The organism is Shewanella sp. SR43-4 (assembly GCF_014163845.1).
Taxonomy (GTDB): Bacteria; Pseudomonadota; Gammaproteobacteria; order Enterobacterales; family Shewanellaceae; genus Shewanella; species Shewanella vesiculosa.
Window position 1 is genome coordinate 21323 of the sequence record NZ_JACJEB010000005.1, and the last position, 18062, is coordinate 39384.

Genomic DNA, 18062 nt, shown 5'->3' on the forward strand with positions numbered 1-18062 from the left:
ATAAATAGGTATACGATTATTGTCCTGGCTTCTAATGCTTAATCGGCCTTAATTTGTTTTACGAGTACAACCCTTTCTTCCTCTGTCATTTTATCAAGAAAGCACAGCAATTCAGCTGTGCTTTCTGATTCACAGAAAAAATAAGCCACTGGCACGCCCAGCTCATCAGCCATCGCTTTTAGCGTTGCATAATCGGGGGTGTGCTTGCCCTTTTCATAATGATTCATGCGCGCGCTTGCCGTACCGGGTTCCATACCCAATTGGATACCAAGTTGCTTTTGGCTAATACCCTTAGCCTTTCTCGCCTGCTTAAGCCTATGCGGCAATGGGTTAATCTGTTTTTCTGACACGAGTTCATTTTTTTATTAATTCCAGATAACTTAGATTGTCTTAGTTTTTTGCCTTAAGGTATACTAAGGAATCCTTAGCTTTTTACTCGTTATTGTCAAGTTTTTATCTGAGCTAAGTCATATCAAGTTATAGATCAATGAAGGTACCGTTGATTTAAAAGTAAAAAATGTCATGGAGTGGCTCGTTAAACATTGAAAATAAACACTATTGGTAAAAATCGTGACTATAAAATTAATCCGTATAAATGAAACTTTGTTTAGTATTCTCATTGCCGCAGAGCTTCATCAGTTCACTGTTACTCAGATAAAAAATTTGATAATGAAGATAAATTCCTCTGTTTCGCCAAAAGATATAGATCAGTTGGTTCGTCGTGCTTGCGCAAAACTGGTAAATGTTGGATTTTTAGAGAAAAAATATCAGGGAAAAAAGCATATTTATTTTAAAACAGCACTGTTTGATAAGTCACAGCTAGTGCCCAGTAAAGCGCGCATGAAAACGACAGTAACGACATCTGCCAGCTCTCAAGAATTAACGCGACTTAAGGCTACACTCAATCAATACCAGGTTGATTTACTTGGATACATTGGGGAGGCTGAAGAGTTTAAACGCCTTATTGAAGAAATCCCAAATTCAAAACCTAGGCTTTATCCCAGATACATGAATGCTCGCAATAAAAGTTCAACCCTGATGGGGAAGATTAAGGCTGTAGAGTCTTGTCTTAACGACTTTAAAGGCTTATCACAGTGAAGTTAAGACAATGGCAAAGCCAATGCGTTGATGCTGCGTTAGCACGATATCAAACTCAAAGTCATTTTATGTGTTTAGCTACACCAGGTGCGGGTAAAACTATTATGGCGGCAGAACTAGCCGCAAGACTTATTGCTATGGGTAAAATTGACTTTGTACTGTGTTTTTCTCCATCTTCAGAAGTCAACGATAGCATTAGAAGTACTTTCTCTAAACGCTTAAATAAACGCTTTGATGGACTTATGGGAGCAATTGGTAGTGTCTATACCTATCAGTTTATGCCCTCATTAACAGAAGCATTCTGGCAGCTTTTGCGTACTCATAAAGTGTTTGTGATTATGGATGAAGTACATCACTTAAAGGGCAGTCTACTAACTAATGCCAATGCTTGGGGTGAGGAGGTGCTGTTAAACATTCAATATAATGCAGCTTATACTTTGGCGCTTTCTGGTACACCTTGGCGCTCAGATAAGGCCCCTATAGTACTTTCGCGATTCACTGAACCAGATAATACAATCCACTGTGATTTTAGCTATGGATTAAAGCAGGCAATAGAGGATAACGTATGTCGTCAGCCGAATATCGCGCTCATTGATAATGACAAAATAAGATTAGATGTTGATCTAGAGTCAGAAACGTTTTCATCTATTGCTGAGTTATTAAAAGGGTCTGGATTCAGCTATAAGGCATTAATTAATAATCAACAGGTGATGCATTACATGCTGAGCCAAGGTATTAAAAAACTAGAACAAATACGTCAAGAAAATCCCTTAGCTGGCGGGCTCATTGTTGCTTCATCAATCAAACATGCTAAACAGTTATACCAAATCCTTATTGCAGACTTTAAACAAACAGCCTGTATTGTCACTTCTAAGTTGAAGCATCCTTCACACACTATTGAAGCCTTTAGACAGAACGATACTCAATGGATAGTGAGTGTTGGTATGATCTCAGAAGGGACAGATATTCCACGGCTGCAGGTATGTTGTCACCTGAGTCGCATCAAAACCGAAATGCATTATCGCCAAGTATTAGGCCGTATATTAAGAGTCACTTCCGCTGAGGTTCAAAAAGCTTGGTTATTTACCTTAGCTGAAGCTAGCCTTACTGAGTTTGCTTATAGGATCGATCAAGATCTACCGGAAAACTCAGTGATTGTTGAACAAACTGAGTCGCAAGAACTAAATTTAGCACTATCGAATAACTCAAGATCAACCGAACTTAATCATGACAATAGCACTAACCTGCAAATCTCAGGTTTATCGCTATCAACCAAACCTAGCATACAACCACACCTATGTGATATTGAACAAGAAAACCACTACAACTTGGCCTTATTAGGCGGATATAAAGAACAAATAGTAAGAATGTTTGATACTCATTTACTGAGTAGCTGAGCTAATGTACTTGGCACAGAAAACTCGCGCTTAATCAACATATCATCAGGGGTCATCGCATTGGGGTTATATCGGGATGGCTTAACAACTTCTGAAATAAGGACCTTATCTAGCGGCTCAAGAAAAGGGTTAAAAAAAACCGAAGTAGTCTCACTTTCCTGACTCTCATATAGTTTTCTATAAGTTTGAGCTAAATGCCTAATATCAAGACTGCGATCACCATTCACCATTACAAGTTTTAATGTCTCTGATAGTAGATGATTTAATGCCCTGCTTTCACCTCGGCAGGCTGCAAATAATGGTATAGCAATATGTTTATCTTCAATCTTGGGAGGCTCATCAAAGGGCATATGCTTGGCTAAGCCTATTAGATATTGACGATAATATTTACTGTCTTTTTGGAGGCTAAAATATTCAAGCTTTCTTCTACGTATTAAGCGAGATGACCACTGTGGTTCTTCAGCGATTTGTTCAGTCCAAGGCATGCCAACTAAGACAATTGGAACTCTTGCTTCTTCGCTGATGAATTTCAATTCATTAGCTATTGTTTGACGCTCTTTAGGTGTTTTAAACTCTATTAACTCTTGAAATTCATTGAAAATAAGTAGCTCTACATTCGCTCGAACTAAATTTTTAACCAATTGAGTTTTCAAATCTATTTTATAATTCTGCCCTTTTCGTTGTTGGCTGCCAAATGATTCCAAATCAGTTAACATCTGCCTCAGAGTCGCATCAAGACCTTTATGACTTGAGATCCGGGTAACTAATACCGGCATAGAAGTACGGCTATATGTTTGACTAGCTAACACTCGTTTTTTATAGTTGTTAATCAGATGACTTTTACCTACTCCTGTATCTCCGGTCAACAACATGCACTGTTGGTCTGATTGAAAGTTTCGATTTAACCTTAGATCATCAAAATCATTGAAAATGACCTTAACTTGAGGATGCATGACAAAACAATCATTAAACCTGCCCAATTGCTCCATCTGATGAGCGGTTAAGATATTCATTCAAATCCCTCTATATCATCATCCCAGTTACCGAGGATATCACTAATATTCAGCTCCAGTTTGTTGGTTATTACTGAAAGAGTGTCACTTTTTTCAAGCCTAATAGTACCTTGACCGGTGTTACTGATATCGACGAGTTGAGCTTGCTTCTTTACTGCAGAGATTTTAGCTTTCGTTTTGGATTCATTAAAGAGTTCTTGCTCTTGCTGTACTCGAGCATGGATTGCCATACGGGCTTTAGCTAAACCTAAGTTGTCCTTACTCTCGCGTATAATTTCACGGTTAATCTTCTTAATGACTTTATGCTCATGCAGACTCAAACCATTGGCATACCCAGTAGTATCAGTACAAGGTACTTTGAGGTACCCCTCTAACTCTTCTAGGTAAACATGGATATTAGAGAGATCATCAGGGTCTATCTTAATCAGTTTTTTTATAGAGTCTTTAGTTTGTGGATAGTGCTTACGATAATCAGCCAATGCGGTGGAGTCATACATCAACTCTTCGAATTTAAAACCATTTCGAGTTAGCGTTCTTTCATCAGTGATACCCATCAGCACATTAAAACGCTCTTCATCCTCTACGCCCATCTGTAACGGTGGATATATATCAAAACCATGTTGCCACTGCTTTATTGGTATACGTGTATCACGAGAGTCTGAGTCCTGATGGTAAATATCAACAATCCAACGATGAAATTCTTCAACAAATACCGAGAAACGCATAATGGCGTCTTTCTCAGGTTTGTAGTCCTCTTTTTCTAGAATATTTGAAAAGGTTTTCCCAGGGAGTTCGGTTAAAAAATATTGGTTAATCATTCCAAAAAAACGCTCAACAAACGGCTTTAACCATGGCTTGCGCACGGGGTTATATTGAATATTTATACCAGCTTCTTTACAAGCATGATCTAAACTCTTTGACCAAAACTCAGCTCCATTATCAACAACCAGAGTTTCGAACTTCCCATAACAAGGCCAATCATTTTGAAGCTCTATTCCCACATTGCTCAGAGCTTTAGGTTTTATCGCATGCACAATAGCTTTTGCTGCTGAAACATAAGAAGGAGCTTTGTAGCTCAAATGGAAACCTAAAACACAATTACTAAAGACGTCAACGATTAGAGTCAGGTAAGGCCTTCCGAGGGGAATAAGTAATTCATCGTCGAGTAGAATTAAATCGAGTGGCGTATGATCTATTTCAACTCGCTCTAAAATCCGAGTGGGCGGTATATGAGAAGAGCAATATGCAAACCACTGATCAGCTTTGAACTTACCATGCCTGGCGACAGCTATTGGATAAGGTGGCAGTGACTTTATTCTTTGATTGAAGGCTGTATAGGAGATAATAGGGATTTGCCCATCCACAATTGTTTCATTCTCAATGGTGATGGAATCTTTATAGTACTGGTAGGCAGTTGTCACTTTCGGTCTTTTGGCATCTAGAAAACGAGATAATGCTCGCTCAAAAAATATCTCGTCGCCTTCCACTCGCTTATTTCGGTTACCCATTTTATGGCGCTTAACAACCAAAGAGGCTAAATCACCATTACTATCAATATAACTCTTACGCCAACGAACCACGGTACGCCAATTAGGCCGCTTGTCTCTATTGCCTTCAAATAGTTTATCAAGAATTGGATCTAGTTTTTTTTGCGTCCAGCCCCCTGAGTTTTCCTGCTCAATAAAACTAATTAGTTTGTATTTATCGAGAGCTTTTTCTTTAAGGAAGTCAGGGAAAGTATCAAGATCGCGCTTAACTAATTCTGAATCATCTAGCTTGACGTATTGAATTGGAGTATTTGGTTTTGTTGGAATGATTTCCTCATTGAACTCATCATAGAAATCTTTCACGAAGGACGCCATACTGTAGGGTTAAGTGTTAAATCATCACTATAAAGCTCCGTCTTTAAAATACCTTTATGAATCAGAGAACATAAAAAAGAACGAGACACTCCTGGCGTCAATTTAAATTCGGAACAAATATCTTTAAGAGTAATGCACCCAGATTTTTGAACAAACTTAAGCAATTCATGTTGAATTACATTTATTCCGTAAATACCTGAGTAACGATGGAGCAATTTAAGATTATTTAAAATAGGATTTATCCTGATTTGCTTTTCGGTAACTAAGATAAGTTCAATACCTAATTTTAAAGACGCTTCTTGTTTGGCTGCAAATTTTTCTCTAAAAATGGGATCACAAGCAAGGCTATAAGGCTTGTACTCATGGTACTTTTCCGTTTGATCAACATATCGAATTAAAGTATCTGGAGTGTAAGGTAAATTTTTACCTTTGAACCTGTATTCAAAGCCTTCAGGCTGACTACCATAATGTTCGATAGCCTCATTATATTCATGATAAAAACACACATCGAACTCCAATGTACTTTCACACATTATCGTTTCGCGCACTTTTGCACTGGCGAATTTAAAGACGTTTTTGTTGGGTGATGGCTTACGTAAATTACGAATATACATGAGCGAATCTCAAGTCATTGATAGTACATTTAGTGTACAATCACTTTAAAATTTGTCAAACTATGCTTTAAACTTATCTTAAACATATGATACTAATAGAAATAGTTTTTGTAAAAAAATTACAAAAACTATTTTTATGTCAATTTATGCTTTAATTTTGTCAGACTATGGTTATATTATGTCAATGTATGCTTTCAGCGACAACATCAATGATTAATAATCGAACCCTAACTGCGCTTTAATGCCATCATTAAACGCATGTTTTATCGGAACAATTTCACTTACGGTATCAGCTAACTCAATAATGTCACGATGACAAGCGCGGCCAGTGATAATCACATGTTGCATCGCTGGGCGATTTCTTAACGCCGTTAATACTCGCTCAAGTTCGATATAGTGATAACTGACCATGTAAGTTAATTCATCTAACAACACCATGTTGATCGATTCATCTTTAAGGAGTTTTTCAGCTTCGAGCCAAGCTTCCATGGCAGCTTGGGTGTCTTTTTCTTTGTCTTGAGTTTCCCAAGTAAAACCGGTGCCCATGACATGAAATGGTACACCAGCACCTTCGAGTAAATTACGCTCACCACAAGCCCAAGTGCCTTTAATAAATTGCACTACCGCGGCTTTATGACCATGACCCACAGCGCGCGTCACAGAGCCAAAACCAGAGGTTGATTTGCCTTTACCATTACCAGTTAACACCAACAAAATACCTTTCTCATCTTGAGCAGCAGCAATTTTGGCATCAACACCCACTTTAACTTTCTGTTGGCGGGCTTTATGACGTTCAGCTTTGTTTGCATCAATAGTGCTAGCTTGTTCATTATCGTGGTTATCAGTTGTCATGAGATTATTCCTTTCAATGTGTTCAAGTCCAAATGCGCTTCTAACACGTCGGCAAGACGATTTAGTTGCTGCTCGCGGATCTGGTTAATATCAATAGCATGGCGACTCTCTAAGCCGGCCCACTGCAAAATAAGTTGGCATGCAGCGGGATGATCGAATAATCCATGCACGTAAGTCGCTAAAATTTGTTGGTCATTGCTCACCATGCCATCAAGCTTAGTAACTGGCATGGGCTGATCGGCATATTGTTCAATCGATAACGGCTGAGTTATATTCTCTGTAAGTGAAGACTCACCACAATGGATCTCATAACCACTAAACTCTACCTGCTGGCCTTGTAAACGTAAGTGGCCCCTTACTTGAGTTAAGGTTTTACTAGCAGTTAGTACGGTAGTAATCGGTAATAAGCCCAATCCGTCACTGCAACCAACGTTATCTTCAATACCTAAGGGATCATCAATCCACTCACCGAGCATTTGGTAACCGCCACAAATCCCGATGACTTTACCGCCGTAACGTAAATGCTTTTTCAAGGCTACGTCCCAACCTTGCTCGCGCACAAAAGCTAAATCTGCACGCACATTTTTACTGCCAGGCAATATGACTAAATCCGCGGCTAGCCACTCAGATGCTTGAGCCATGCTCTGCATAGTCACATAATGAAAATCAATATGTGGATGTAAACGCAGTGGATCAAAATCGGTATGATTACTGATCCTTGGATACACTAATACCAACACATACAAACGCTGACTGGCAGATAATGCGGTCGATAGCGTGCTTTGAGGGTTATCAATTAATGCATCTTCAGCGTCTAAATGCAGATCGTGCAAATAAGGTAATACGCCTAATACTGGTTTTTGAGTATAAGCTTCAAGCCAGTCGATACCAGACTGCAACAAGCTAATATCACCGCGAAAACGATTAATCACAAAGCCTTTTACCCGTGCTTGCTCAGACGGGCTTAATAATGCCAACGTACCAACTAAATGGGCGAACACACCACCTTTGTCAATATCGGCAATAATGATTACTGGGCAATCAGCCTCCTCAGCAAAGCCCATATTGGCAATATCACCTTGGCGTAAATTTATTTCGGCCGGGCTACCCGCACCTTCAGTCACCACCAAGGAATATTGCTGCTGCAGGCGAGTGTAAGATTGCATTACCGCCGCTAATGCCATGGTTTTATAACCTTGGCTCTGAGGTCCGAAAAAGGCCTTAGCTTCTAATGTAGACAAGGCTTTACCGTGAATAATCACTTGCGCGCTCGTATCTGAGCTGGGCTTTAATAACACCGGATTAAAATCGGTATGAGGCGCTAAACCACAAGCAATAGCTTGCAGTGCTTGGGCGCGGCCAATTTCACCACCATCAAGGGTTACGGCGCTGTTTAACGCCATATTTTGCGGCTTAAACGGAGCAACGCTCACGCCTTGACGGGCAAATAAACGACACAGCCCCGCCACTAAGGTGCTTTTACCCGCATCGGAAGTAGTGCCTTGCACCATTAATGCGCCGCAAAGGGGGTCACCTGTTACAGGTGTGGAATGAACTAATGACATTATGCTTTTAAGGGCAATGGCAGGCCTGCAACCACCAAAGTCACTTGGTCAGATATCGCTGCTACCGCTTGATTTAACCAACCAGCTTCATCAACAAAACGGCGGTTGAGCTCGCCCATAGGCACAATACCCGAACCGACTTCATTGCTAACTAACACCACTTCACTTTGCAATGCAGACAAACTGTCGAGCAATAATGATTTTTGCATGGCCCACGAAGCGCCATCATCTAGCAGTAAATGATTGGTAAGTAATAAGGTTAGACAATCGAGCAAGATCACTTGCTGGGGTTTATCGATTGCCACTAAGGTCTGGGCAATATCATAAGCTTGTTCGTGCAGTATCCAGCCATGGGGGCTGGATACTCTATCTTGTTGGTGTTGGTGAATACGTTGCGACATTTCTGTGTCTAACGCGGTCGCGGTTGCTAAATACACGCATTGATAACCAATCGCTGCGTATTCAGCAACGCATTGCTCAGCAAAGCGACTCTTACCACTGCGCGCACCACCTAACACCAAATGAATCATTAGCTTAACCCAACCGCTAAAATAACTAAGTAACAACATACTTCGCTGATTTGTTGCGCTGCCCCTAACGTATCACCGGTGTAGCCACCAATCTGTTTACGGAAAAAGCCACCAAGCAAAATACGCACTAACCACAAGGTAATAAACAACACAAATGCCGCCACGCCGTTAAGCCATAACAACACAAAAATACCGCTGGCAATCAAAATAAATAAATCGTTTAACTGTTGGTTTTCTGCAATAGGCTTAGATTTGCTGCTATCGTCATCGCGAACATATTGTTCACTAAAAATTAAGCTAGAAGCCACCACTCGACTTAAGGTATGACCTGCTACCAGAGCGCTTACCGCAGCCATAGGGCTGTATAATGCTAGCTCGACTAACAGTTGCCATTTCAGTAATAACACTAACCCCAAGGCTAAAGCACCATAACTGCCTAAACGCGAATCTTTCATAATCCGCAGCTTATCTTCTACCGTCCAACCACCACCAAAGCCATCAGCGGTGTCGGCTAAGCCGTCTTCATGAAACCCACCAGTAACCAACACACCGGCCACCATCGCCAGTAGAATGGCAATGCTCGCCGGTAAAATTAATTGTGCTAACCAAAATACTAACGCACAAATCAAACCTATCATTAAACCGACCAAACCAAAATAACGACTGGCCTGATTCAATTTATCGCGATCAATCACCACCCATGATGGAACGGGGATCCGAGTAAAAAAACTCATTGCCACAAAAAACAAATTTAACTGCCGCAACCACTTTATCTCGCCAGACATGTTGTACCCTTAAACGACATTATGAACGCCAGCATCATCGAAACTGGCCATTTGATTGTAAAAATGCACCGCGGCTTGAATTAACGGCAAGGCTAATGCAGCGCCAGTGCCTTCTCCAAGTCTTAATCCCAGCGACAACAAAGGTGTTGCTTGTAGCTGTTGTAACAAAAGCTTGTGTCCTTGCTCTTGCGACTCGTGAGCAAAGATTAAATAGTCTCTTGATTGTGGGGATAATTTTACCGCAACTAATGCTGCAGCAGTAGCGATAAAACCATCAATGACCACTAATATTTTTTGCTCTGCGGCTGCTAAAATAGCCCCAGTCATTTGCACGATTTCAAAGCCCCCCACATGAGCTAAAATAGCCTCTGGAGACACTAAAGCAGGCTGATGCAATGCCAAAGCTTGATTAATTAATTGTGTTTTGGTGACCAAGGTTGCATCGTCAATGCCCGTGCCTCGGCCAACACATTGCTCAACTTCAATATTTAGCATTGCTGACATTACCGCCGTCGCGGCAGACGTATTACCTATGCCCATTTCACCTAAGGCAATCAGATTACAGCCGCCAGCAACATGACGCATAACCAGCTGGCGAGCTAACTCAAACCCTTGGGCGACTTTTTCAAGCCCCATAGCAGCACACAAATGCATAGCGTGAGTACCAGCGCCTAAGCGCTGATCGATAACGCTCGTTTGCCCTGTCAGCGGTTGTAATATACCGCAATCAATAATTTCAAGTTCAAAGCCGACTTGACGACAAAACACGTTAATTGCCGCGCCGCCTTGAACAAAGTTATGCACCATTTGAGTCGTCACTTCGCTTGGCGCAATCGACACGCCATAAGCGGCAATACCATGGTCGGCAGCAAACACTAACATAGTTGGCTTAGTGATTTGCAGCTGTGAACTTAATCGCTGCTGATTGCCATTATATTGCACCCGAGCAACCTGTAATGCCAACGATTCTAGTTGACCTAAAGCCCCTAGCGGTTTGGTTTTTTGATTAATCTTATGCTGGATGATGTCATCAACATCTGGATTAACGGCTTCTATAACAAACATTTCAACTCCAACAACTTGGGCTAATAAATTTCAACATGATGCGCATAGCAATTCTTATAAAAGTTCTTATACCTGTGTCTAAATAATTAGCGCCGTTGACGTAAAATAAACAAGAAAAACACACTGCCTAACGCTGCTGTAATAATACCAACGGGCAATTCTTGATTAAATAAAACACACCGCGCTATCACATCAATCCACACCATAAATAAGCCCCCCAACATCGCGGTTAAGATCATCGGCTGACGCCCAGAAAACAATAACCTAACCGTGTGCGGGATCATTAAACCGACAAAACCAATGCCACCACACGTTGCCACTAGCATTGCCGTAATAAGCGAACACAGTAACAACATACTTAAACGCAATTTAGCGACATTAATTCCTAAGGTATGCGCGGTTTCATCTCCCGCTTGCAGCGCCATGATTTGTCGTCTAAAGGTCAACATAATCAATAAACTAACCCCTACCGTTACACTCGGTAACAGTAAGTTAGACCAACTGGCTTTGGCAAAACTGCCTAAACTCCAAAACAGCACTGATGCCGCAGCCTGTGGGGTCGAAAAATACAACAACAAACTGGTCAATGCACCAAACAGAAACGAGGTCGCCACACCGGATAACAACATACGTTCAACTTGGCTACTTCGACCAGGTCCTGACAACATAAACACCACCAACACAGATAAACTGGCGCCGATGAATGCTCCTATCGGAATACTTAATGTCGACCAAGACCACCAAGGTTGTGCGGTAAAGTTTGGCGCTAGGGCAAATACCCCTGAAAACATCTCGGCAAACAAACCCGTTTGACTGAATAACGACACCACCAACACCGCACCAAATGACGCCCCAGAGCTAATGCCAAACAAATACGGGTCAGCTAAAGGATTGCGGGTCACGGTTTGTAATACACTGCCCGCTATAGACAAACCAGCGCCGGCGACAAAGGCCAATAAAATTCTCGGCAAGCGTAATTCAAGCACAATACGTTGAGTTATCTTAACTGCATGCTCACTGCCATCAATCGCACTCGGCATGTCGCCGCCTAATAAGGTATTAAATATCATTAATACGTCATTTAGATGAATATTGGCCGCCCCAAAACTGGCGGCAAAAATCGGAGTAAGCAGTGTAACTACAACCAACAAGCTGAAGTAAACATAGTAGCGACGTTGGGATGCATCAATCATGATCAGGGCCCACTTTGTGGCTGGGTTGGTAACCATAAAAATAACTAATCAGGGGTTTTGCGTGTTGTGGATGAACATTAATGTCGCAGCACACACCGAACACATCACTAATTTGTCGCTCGGTCAGCACTTCAGTTGGAGTGCCTTTAGCAATTAACTGTCCGTGATCGAGTAGTAATAATTTATCGCACATCGCACTGGCTAAATTTAGATCATGTATCGATGCGATAACGCTAATGCCTAATGATTTGACCAGTTCAAGAATTTGAATTTGATAACGAATATCTAAATGATTAGTGGGTTCATCTAAAATAAGAATATGCGGTTGTTGCACGATAGCGCGGGCAATAAGTGCACGCTGTTTTTCACCACCAGATAACAGTTCATACTGTTGCAGTGCTTGTTGCTGCAAGCCCACTTTGGCTAATGCGCTTAATACACGCTCACGGTCTTGGACGGTATTAGGATCAAACAAACCTTTATGCGGCGTTAACCCCATGGTCACTAACTGCTCGGTGGTCATGTCAAAATAATGCGGCGTATCTTGTTGTACCACCGCAATATTTTGCGCTAGCAACTTAGATGAAAACTCACTGATGGGTTTGGAAAAAATAGCAATATCGCCGCTAGTGGGCACAATGTAACGATACAGGCAACGTAACAAGCTTGACTTACCCGCGCCATTTGGGCCAATTAAGCCTAGCATTTGACCTTTAGGCAGACTGAAATGAATGTCAGCCAAAATCATTTTATTATCGACTTGCCAAAAAAGATGATTTACATCTAATACAGACTCAGACATGCAAGTAACCTCGCCATGTCCAATTAATTAACACATACATCGATTTAATCACTCCCCTAAGTCACCCGCTTAGGTATGGATAATGAGGCGATTCAAAGCTGGTATCTGACTTATGCACCAATACTTAATTGATCCATTTACAGTTGCGGGTACAGTTTGGGCTTATCCCAATTCCCAATACCTTGAAAGGCACTACTTTTTAAACTATCGTGTTGAAGATAATCATCTTAACGACATGATGTTAATACAAAAATATTAAGCTAGTCATTTTAACACCATGATATTGAGACTATAACGACGATGACAGTAACGCTATAACACGACTCTGGTGGTTCTCAAGTCTTAGGCCAATGTAAGGTAAAACTCACTTTAGCGGTTTTAGTATCCTTTATTGGCGGCTGAAAACGATCAATATTATCAACATCGTCAGGCCAATACACATCGAGCACCATAATAGCAGCATAGGGGATCGCTAGGTTAGCGAATAATCCGCTACATTGGCCTGTATTGAGTACATATCCGACTAAACAGCGCATTACGCCACCATGAGTCACCACTAACGCATGGGGACAATCGTCACCATTAGGCTTTTGTTGAGCACTATCTGTCTGCGTAAAAGAGCTCCACAGAGCATCAACGACCGTCATTAAGCCAGCTTCCACTCGTGCGGCAAAATCGGTTACCGACTCAGCCTTGTCTGGTGTATTTTGTGCCAGCCAAGGGTTATCCCAATAAGCATCAAATTGTTGTGGGTTTTGCTGATAAATAGCATCAAATGATTGCCCATCCCAGACACCAAAATCAATTTCTTGTAGTGAAGATAAAGTGGTTAACGGTAACGATAGTTGCTGTGATAAAGCTTGGCTAAATAACTGACAACGCAACAACGGCGAACTAAATACATGACTAATCGGATATTGCTGCTCGATAAAAGCTTGCTGCATTTGCGTCATACCAATATCGGTAAGCTTCACATCGGTGCGGCCGCGGAATATCCCTCCACCTTCACACTCACCATGGCGCATTAATATTATCTTGGCTCGCTTCATTGACATAAACCTCAGTTAGAGAGTCATAAACATTTATCAAACAGTGCCTTGCACTGCTAACACAGAGCAAATGTACCCTCAATTTAATTAACTATTCTGATGTTAACTTACTTATCCAGCTATCGAGTAAATCAAATTAAATCAACTTGCGCCTCATTGAGCTTAAATCAGCCTTGCTCTAGCGGTAAAAATTCGCGTACTATGGACGTCTATACGTTTATATGTCCAAAATACTATCTTAACAGGTCAGCATATAAAAGGTCATCATTATGAGCAATAGCTCTGATCTACAGTAGCAACCAAAAATTGCCTGTAGTAGCTGTAATAAACAATGATGTTATCGCCCTACTCTGGTAAAAATAAGGGTATGCTTATCTCAATTAAGGTATCAAGCAACATAGTGATAAAAAGGTAACTGTTATGGCGAAATCGACTTCTTACAGTCAAACACTTGAACAACTTAATGCATTGTTAGCGCAGCGTATTGTGATTTTAGATGGCGCCATGGGCACCATGATCCAAGACTATAAGTTGGAAGAAGAAGATTATCGTGGCGAGCGTTTTAAAGATTGGCATTGCGATGTTAAAGGCAACAATGACTTATTAGTACTCAGCCAAGCGCAAATTATTAAAGATATTCATACCCAGTACCTGTTAAACGGTGCCGACATTATTGAAACCAACACTTTTAATGCCACCACCATCGCCATGGCCGACTACGATATGCAGTCTCTGGCTGCCGAAATTAACCTAGCCGGAGCCCAAATTGCCCGCCAAGCTGCCGACGAAGTGGCTGCGCAAACAGGTTTGCCACGTTATGTTGCTGGCGTATTAGGCCCAACTAACCGCACCTGCTCTATCAGTCCAGACGTTAACGACCCTGGGTTTCGTAATGTCAGTTTCGACCAATTAGTCGACGCTTATGTCGAATCCACCAGCGCCTTAATTGAAGGCGGCGCCGATATCATTTTAGTTGAAACCATTTTTGATACCTTAAACGCCAAAGCTGCTCTATTTGCGATTGAAAAAGTATTCGATCAACTCGGCGATCGCCTACCTGTTATGATCTCAGGCACCATTACCGACGCCTCAGGCCGCACCTTAACTGGGCAAACCACAGAAGCCTTTTATAACTCTTTACGCCATATCAAGCCGTTATCGATTGGCCTTAACTGCGCCCTTGGACCAAAAGAGCTGCGCCCTTACGTTGAAGAATTATCGCGTATTGCCGAGTGTTATGTTTCCGCCCACCCAAATGCTGGCTTACCTAACGAATTTGGTGGCTACGATGAAACCCCAGAAGAAATGGCCGAAGTCATTAATCAATGGGCTCAAGAAGGCATGCTCAACATTGTCGGCGGCTGTTGTGGTAGTACACCCGCTCATATCAGCGCCATTCGTGAAGCGGTACTCAGACACGAACCCAGACAGATCCCAGATCTGCCCGTGGCTTGTCGTTTATCGGGCCTAGAGCCTTTGACCATAGATAAAAATTCGTTATTTGTTAACGTCGGCGAGCGCGCCAACGTGACCGGTTCAGCTAAGTTTTTACGCTTAATTAAAGAAGAAAAGTTTGAAGAAGCCTTAGATGTCGTGCGTGAGCAGGTTGAAAATGGCGCACAAATTATCGACGTCAACATGGACGAAGGGATGCTCGATGGCGTCGCGTCAATGGCAAAGTTTTTAAACTTAATCGCCTCTGAGCCCGACATCTCTCGCGTGCCAATCATGATTGACTCATCAAAATGGGAAGTGATTGAAGCCGGTCTTAAATGCGTCCAAGGCAAATCGATTGTTAACTCGATTTCGATGAAAGAAGGTGAAGCCAAATTTATCGAACAAGCCACCTTAGTCAAACGCTACGGCGCTGCTGCCATTGTAATGGCCTTTGACGAAGACGGCCAAGCTGACACTCGTGAGCGTAAAACTCAAATCTGTACTCGTGCTTATCGCATTTTGGTCGATGTTGTCGGCTTTCCACCAGAAGACATTATTTTTGACCCTAACATTTTCGCCATTGCCACAGGTATCGATGAACACGACAACTATGCCGTCGACTTTATCGAATCGATAAAAGACATCAAAGCCACCTTGCCACATGCAATGATCTCAGGCGGCGTGTCTAACGTGTCATTCTCGTTCCGCGGTAACAACCCAGTGCGCGAAGCCATTCACGCGGTGTTTTTATACCATGCCATTCAAGCGGGAATGGATATGGGTATTGTTAACGCAGGTCAGTTAGCCATATACGATGACATTGACCCTGAGCTAAAAAAACGGGTTGAAAACGTAGTTCAAAACTTACCTTGTCCAGTAGCCGACTCAAGTAACACTGAACAATTGCTCGACATCGCAGAAAGCTTTAGAGGCGATGGCTCACAAGTGGCTAAAAAAGAAGATTTAGCCTGGCGCAGTTGGCCAGTATCGCAGCGTTTGTCGCATGCATTGGTTAAAGGTATTACTGAATTTATTGACGAAGACACTGAAGCTGCCCGCCAAGAAGCTGTGCGTCCACTGGACGTGATTGAAGGGCCATTAATGGACGGCATGAACGTGGTCGGCGACTTATTTGGCGCAGGCAAAATGTTCTTACCACAAGTAGTGAAATCGGCTCGGGTAATGAAAAAAGCCGTCGCTTACCTTAATCCTTATATCGAATTGGAAAAGGTGGCAGGCCAGTCAAACGGGCGAATTTTAATGGTCACCGTAAAAGGTGATGTGCATGACATAGGTAAAAATATCGTCGGTGTGGTTCTCGCCTGCAACGGCTACGAAGTGGTCGATCTTGGGGTAATGGTATCGGTCGATAAAATTCTCGATGCAGTAAAAGAGCATAATATCGACATCATCGGCATGTCAGGTTTAATCACTCCAAGTTTAGATGAAATGGTGCACAACGTGAAAACCTTCCACCGTGAAGGCTTGACCATCCCAGCAATTATCGGTGGTGCAACCTGCTCTAAAATTCATACTGCAGTAAAAATAGCACCGCATTATCCACATGGCGCCATTTACATTGCCGATGCATCTCGTGCTGTGCCTATGGTGTCAAAACTGATTAATAACGCCACTCGCCAGGCGACCATCGACGAGGCTTACGCCGAATACGACATGATGCGTGAAAAACGTTTGTCGCAAACTAAGCGTAAAACCATCGTATCGATTGAAGCGGCGCGTGATAATCGTTGTCAACACGACTGGGAAAACTACACCCCGTTTACGCCTAATGTATTAGGCCGCCAAGTATTTGATGACTACCCGCTAGAAGACCTAGTCGAACGTATCGACTGGACGCCGTTCTTTAGAAGCTGGGAACTGCACGGTCATTACCCTGAAATTTTAAAAGACAAAGTCGTTGGTGAAGAAGCGGTTAAATTATTTGCCGATGGCCAAGCCATGTTGAAGCAAATTATTGCTGAAAAGTGGCTTACCGCCAAAGCAGTAATCGGTTTATTCCCAGCGAATACCGTTAATCACGACGACATTGAGCTTTACACTGATGAAAGCCGCAGCACATTAGAAATGACCACCCATCATTTGCGGATGCAGCTTGAGCGCGTGGGTAACGACAACTTCTGTTTGTCTGACTTTGTTGCACCAAAAGATTCAGGCGTTGCCGACTACATGGGCGGTTTTGCGGTGACGACGGGGCACGGTATTGATGAACATGTTGCCCGTTTTGAAGCCAATCACGATGACTACAATGCGATTATGCTCAAATGTTTAGCAGACCGTTTAGCCGAAGCCTTTGCCGAGCGCATGCACGAACGTGTTCGTAAAGAATTTTGGGGTTATGCCGCGGATGAAGTGCTCGATAACGAAGCGTTAATTCGCGAACGTTATAAAGGCATTCGTCCAGCGCCAGGTTACCCAGCATGCCCAGACCACACTGAAAAAGGTTTGTTGTGGGATTTGCTCAAACCCGATGAGACTATCGATTTAAACATTACCGAAAGCTTTGCCATGTACCCAACAGCTGCAGTTTCAGGCTGGTACTTTGCCCATCCCAAATCACGCTATTTTGGCGTAACTAATATTGGTAAAGATCAGGTAGAAGACTACGCTAAGCGTAAAGGCATGACCTTGGAAGAGACAGAGAAGTGGCTAGCGCCAGTATTGGACTATGACCCGGAGTAGACTGCCCCAGAATAGAGAGTGACCAGAGTAAAAACGATCCTGTTATACAGGATCGTTTTCTAAAATATGAACATAAAAACATTAGGCGATAAATAGAGTT

Annotated in this window: 15 protein-coding genes and 1 riboswitch; of the genes, 3 read left to right on the forward strand and 12 right to left on the reverse strand. The window is 42.3% G+C overall.

What is annotated here, in order from left to right; all coding sequences use genetic code 11:
• Positions 1–38: 38 nt before the first annotated feature.
• A complete protein-coding gene (locus tag H5123_RS06795) occupies positions 39–350 on the reverse strand; it encodes a helix-turn-helix domain-containing protein (protein WP_182697452.1) in 312 nt (103 codons plus the stop codon).
• Between the two features lie 220 nt (positions 351–570).
• Here H5123_RS06795 and H5123_RS06800 point away from each other — a divergent pair, with 220 nt between their 5' ends.
• Positions 571–1098 carry a hypothetical protein gene (locus H5123_RS06800; RefSeq protein ID WP_182697453.1) on the forward strand — a complete coding sequence of 176 codons (528 nt, stop codon included), beginning with the start codon at positions 571–573 and terminating at the stop codon, positions 1096–1098.
• The gene (locus tag H5123_RS20775; RefSeq protein WP_182697454.1) at positions 1095–2495 is read left to right on the forward strand and encodes a DEAD/DEAH box helicase family protein; all 1401 of its coding nucleotides are present in this window, start codon (positions 1095–1097) and stop codon (positions 2493–2495) included. Before H5123_RS06800 ends, H5123_RS20775 begins: the two co-directional genes overlap by 4 nt.
• On the opposite strand, the gene H5123_RS06810 is transcribed toward H5123_RS20775, so the two are convergent.
• The 11 genes from H5123_RS06810 to H5123_RS06860 all read right to left on the reverse strand — a co-directional run bounded on the left by H5123_RS06810 (position 2477) and on the right by H5123_RS06860 (position 13825).
• Positions 2477–3508: a TniB family NTP-binding protein gene (locus H5123_RS06810; protein WP_259395601.1), complete on the reverse strand. Its 1032-nt coding sequence runs from the start codon at positions 3506–3508 to the stop codon at positions 2477–2479. The two genes, H5123_RS20775 and H5123_RS06810, sit on opposite strands and share 19 nt — an antisense overlap.
• Positions 3505–5358, reverse strand: a complete 1854-nt coding sequence (locus H5123_RS06815) for a Mu transposase C-terminal domain-containing protein (protein WP_182697455.1) — start codon at positions 5356–5358, stop codon at positions 3505–3507. The genes H5123_RS06810 and H5123_RS06815 overlap by 4 nt, the downstream gene beginning before the upstream one ends.
• Positions 5355–5984, reverse strand: coding sequence for a TnsA endonuclease N-terminal domain-containing protein (locus tag H5123_RS06820; RefSeq protein ID WP_182697456.1), 630 nt, complete (start codon positions 5982–5984; stop codon positions 5355–5357). Before H5123_RS06820 ends, H5123_RS06815 begins: the two co-directional genes overlap by 4 nt.
• Before the next feature lie 213 nt (positions 5985–6197).
• Positions 6198–6836: a cob(I)yrinic acid a,c-diamide adenosyltransferase gene (cobO, locus tag H5123_RS06825; RefSeq protein ID WP_124015610.1), complete on the reverse strand. Its 639-nt coding sequence runs from the start codon at positions 6834–6836 to the stop codon at positions 6198–6200.
• Positions 6833–8401 carry a cobyric acid synthase gene (locus tag H5123_RS06830; RefSeq protein ID WP_182697457.1) on the reverse strand — a complete coding sequence of 523 codons (1569 nt, stop codon included), beginning with the start codon at positions 8399–8401 and terminating at the stop codon, positions 6833–6835. The genes cobO and H5123_RS06830 overlap by 4 nt, the downstream gene beginning before the upstream one ends.
• Positions 8401–8931, reverse strand: coding sequence for a bifunctional adenosylcobinamide kinase/adenosylcobinamide-phosphate guanylyltransferase (gene cobU / locus H5123_RS06835; RefSeq protein WP_182697458.1), 531 nt, complete (start codon positions 8929–8931; stop codon positions 8401–8403). The genes H5123_RS06830 and cobU overlap by 1 nt, the downstream gene beginning before the upstream one ends.
• Positions 8931–9716 carry an adenosylcobinamide-GDP ribazoletransferase gene (locus tag H5123_RS06840; RefSeq protein ID WP_124015607.1) on the reverse strand — a complete coding sequence of 262 codons (786 nt, stop codon included), beginning with the start codon at positions 9714–9716 and terminating at the stop codon, positions 8931–8933. The genes cobU and H5123_RS06840 overlap by 1 nt, the downstream gene beginning before the upstream one ends.
• Before the next feature lie 9 nt (positions 9717–9725).
• The gene (gene cobT / locus H5123_RS06845; protein ID WP_182697459.1) at positions 9726–10781 is read right to left on the reverse strand and encodes a nicotinate-nucleotide--dimethylbenzimidazole phosphoribosyltransferase; all 1056 of its coding nucleotides are present in this window, start codon (positions 10779–10781) and stop codon (positions 9726–9728) included.
• Between the two features lie 86 nt (positions 10782–10867).
• Entirely contained in the window at positions 10868–11974 is a 1107-nt protein-coding gene (locus H5123_RS06850; RefSeq protein WP_182697460.1) for an iron ABC transporter permease, read from the reverse strand.
• Complete coding sequence (locus tag H5123_RS06855) at positions 11967–12776, reverse strand: ABC transporter ATP-binding protein (RefSeq protein ID WP_124015604.1); 810 nt, start codon at positions 12774–12776, stop codon at positions 11967–11969. The genes H5123_RS06850 and H5123_RS06855 overlap by 8 nt, the downstream gene beginning before the upstream one ends.
• A gap of 78 nt (positions 12777–12854) precedes the next feature.
• Positions 12855–12991, reverse strand: a riboswitch (cobalamin riboswitch).
• A gap of 120 nt (positions 12992–13111) precedes the next feature.
• The gene (locus H5123_RS06860) at positions 13112–13825 is read right to left on the reverse strand and encodes a histidine phosphatase family protein (RefSeq protein ID WP_182697461.1); all 714 of its coding nucleotides are present in this window, start codon (positions 13823–13825) and stop codon (positions 13112–13114) included.
• 420 nt (positions 13826–14245) lie between these two features.
• On the opposite strand from H5123_RS06860, the gene metH reads away from it, so the two are divergent.
• Positions 14246–17962, forward strand: coding sequence for a methionine synthase (gene metH, locus H5123_RS06865; protein ID WP_182697462.1), 3717 nt, complete (start codon positions 14246–14248; stop codon positions 17960–17962).
• Positions 17963–18062: the final 100 nt, after the last annotated feature.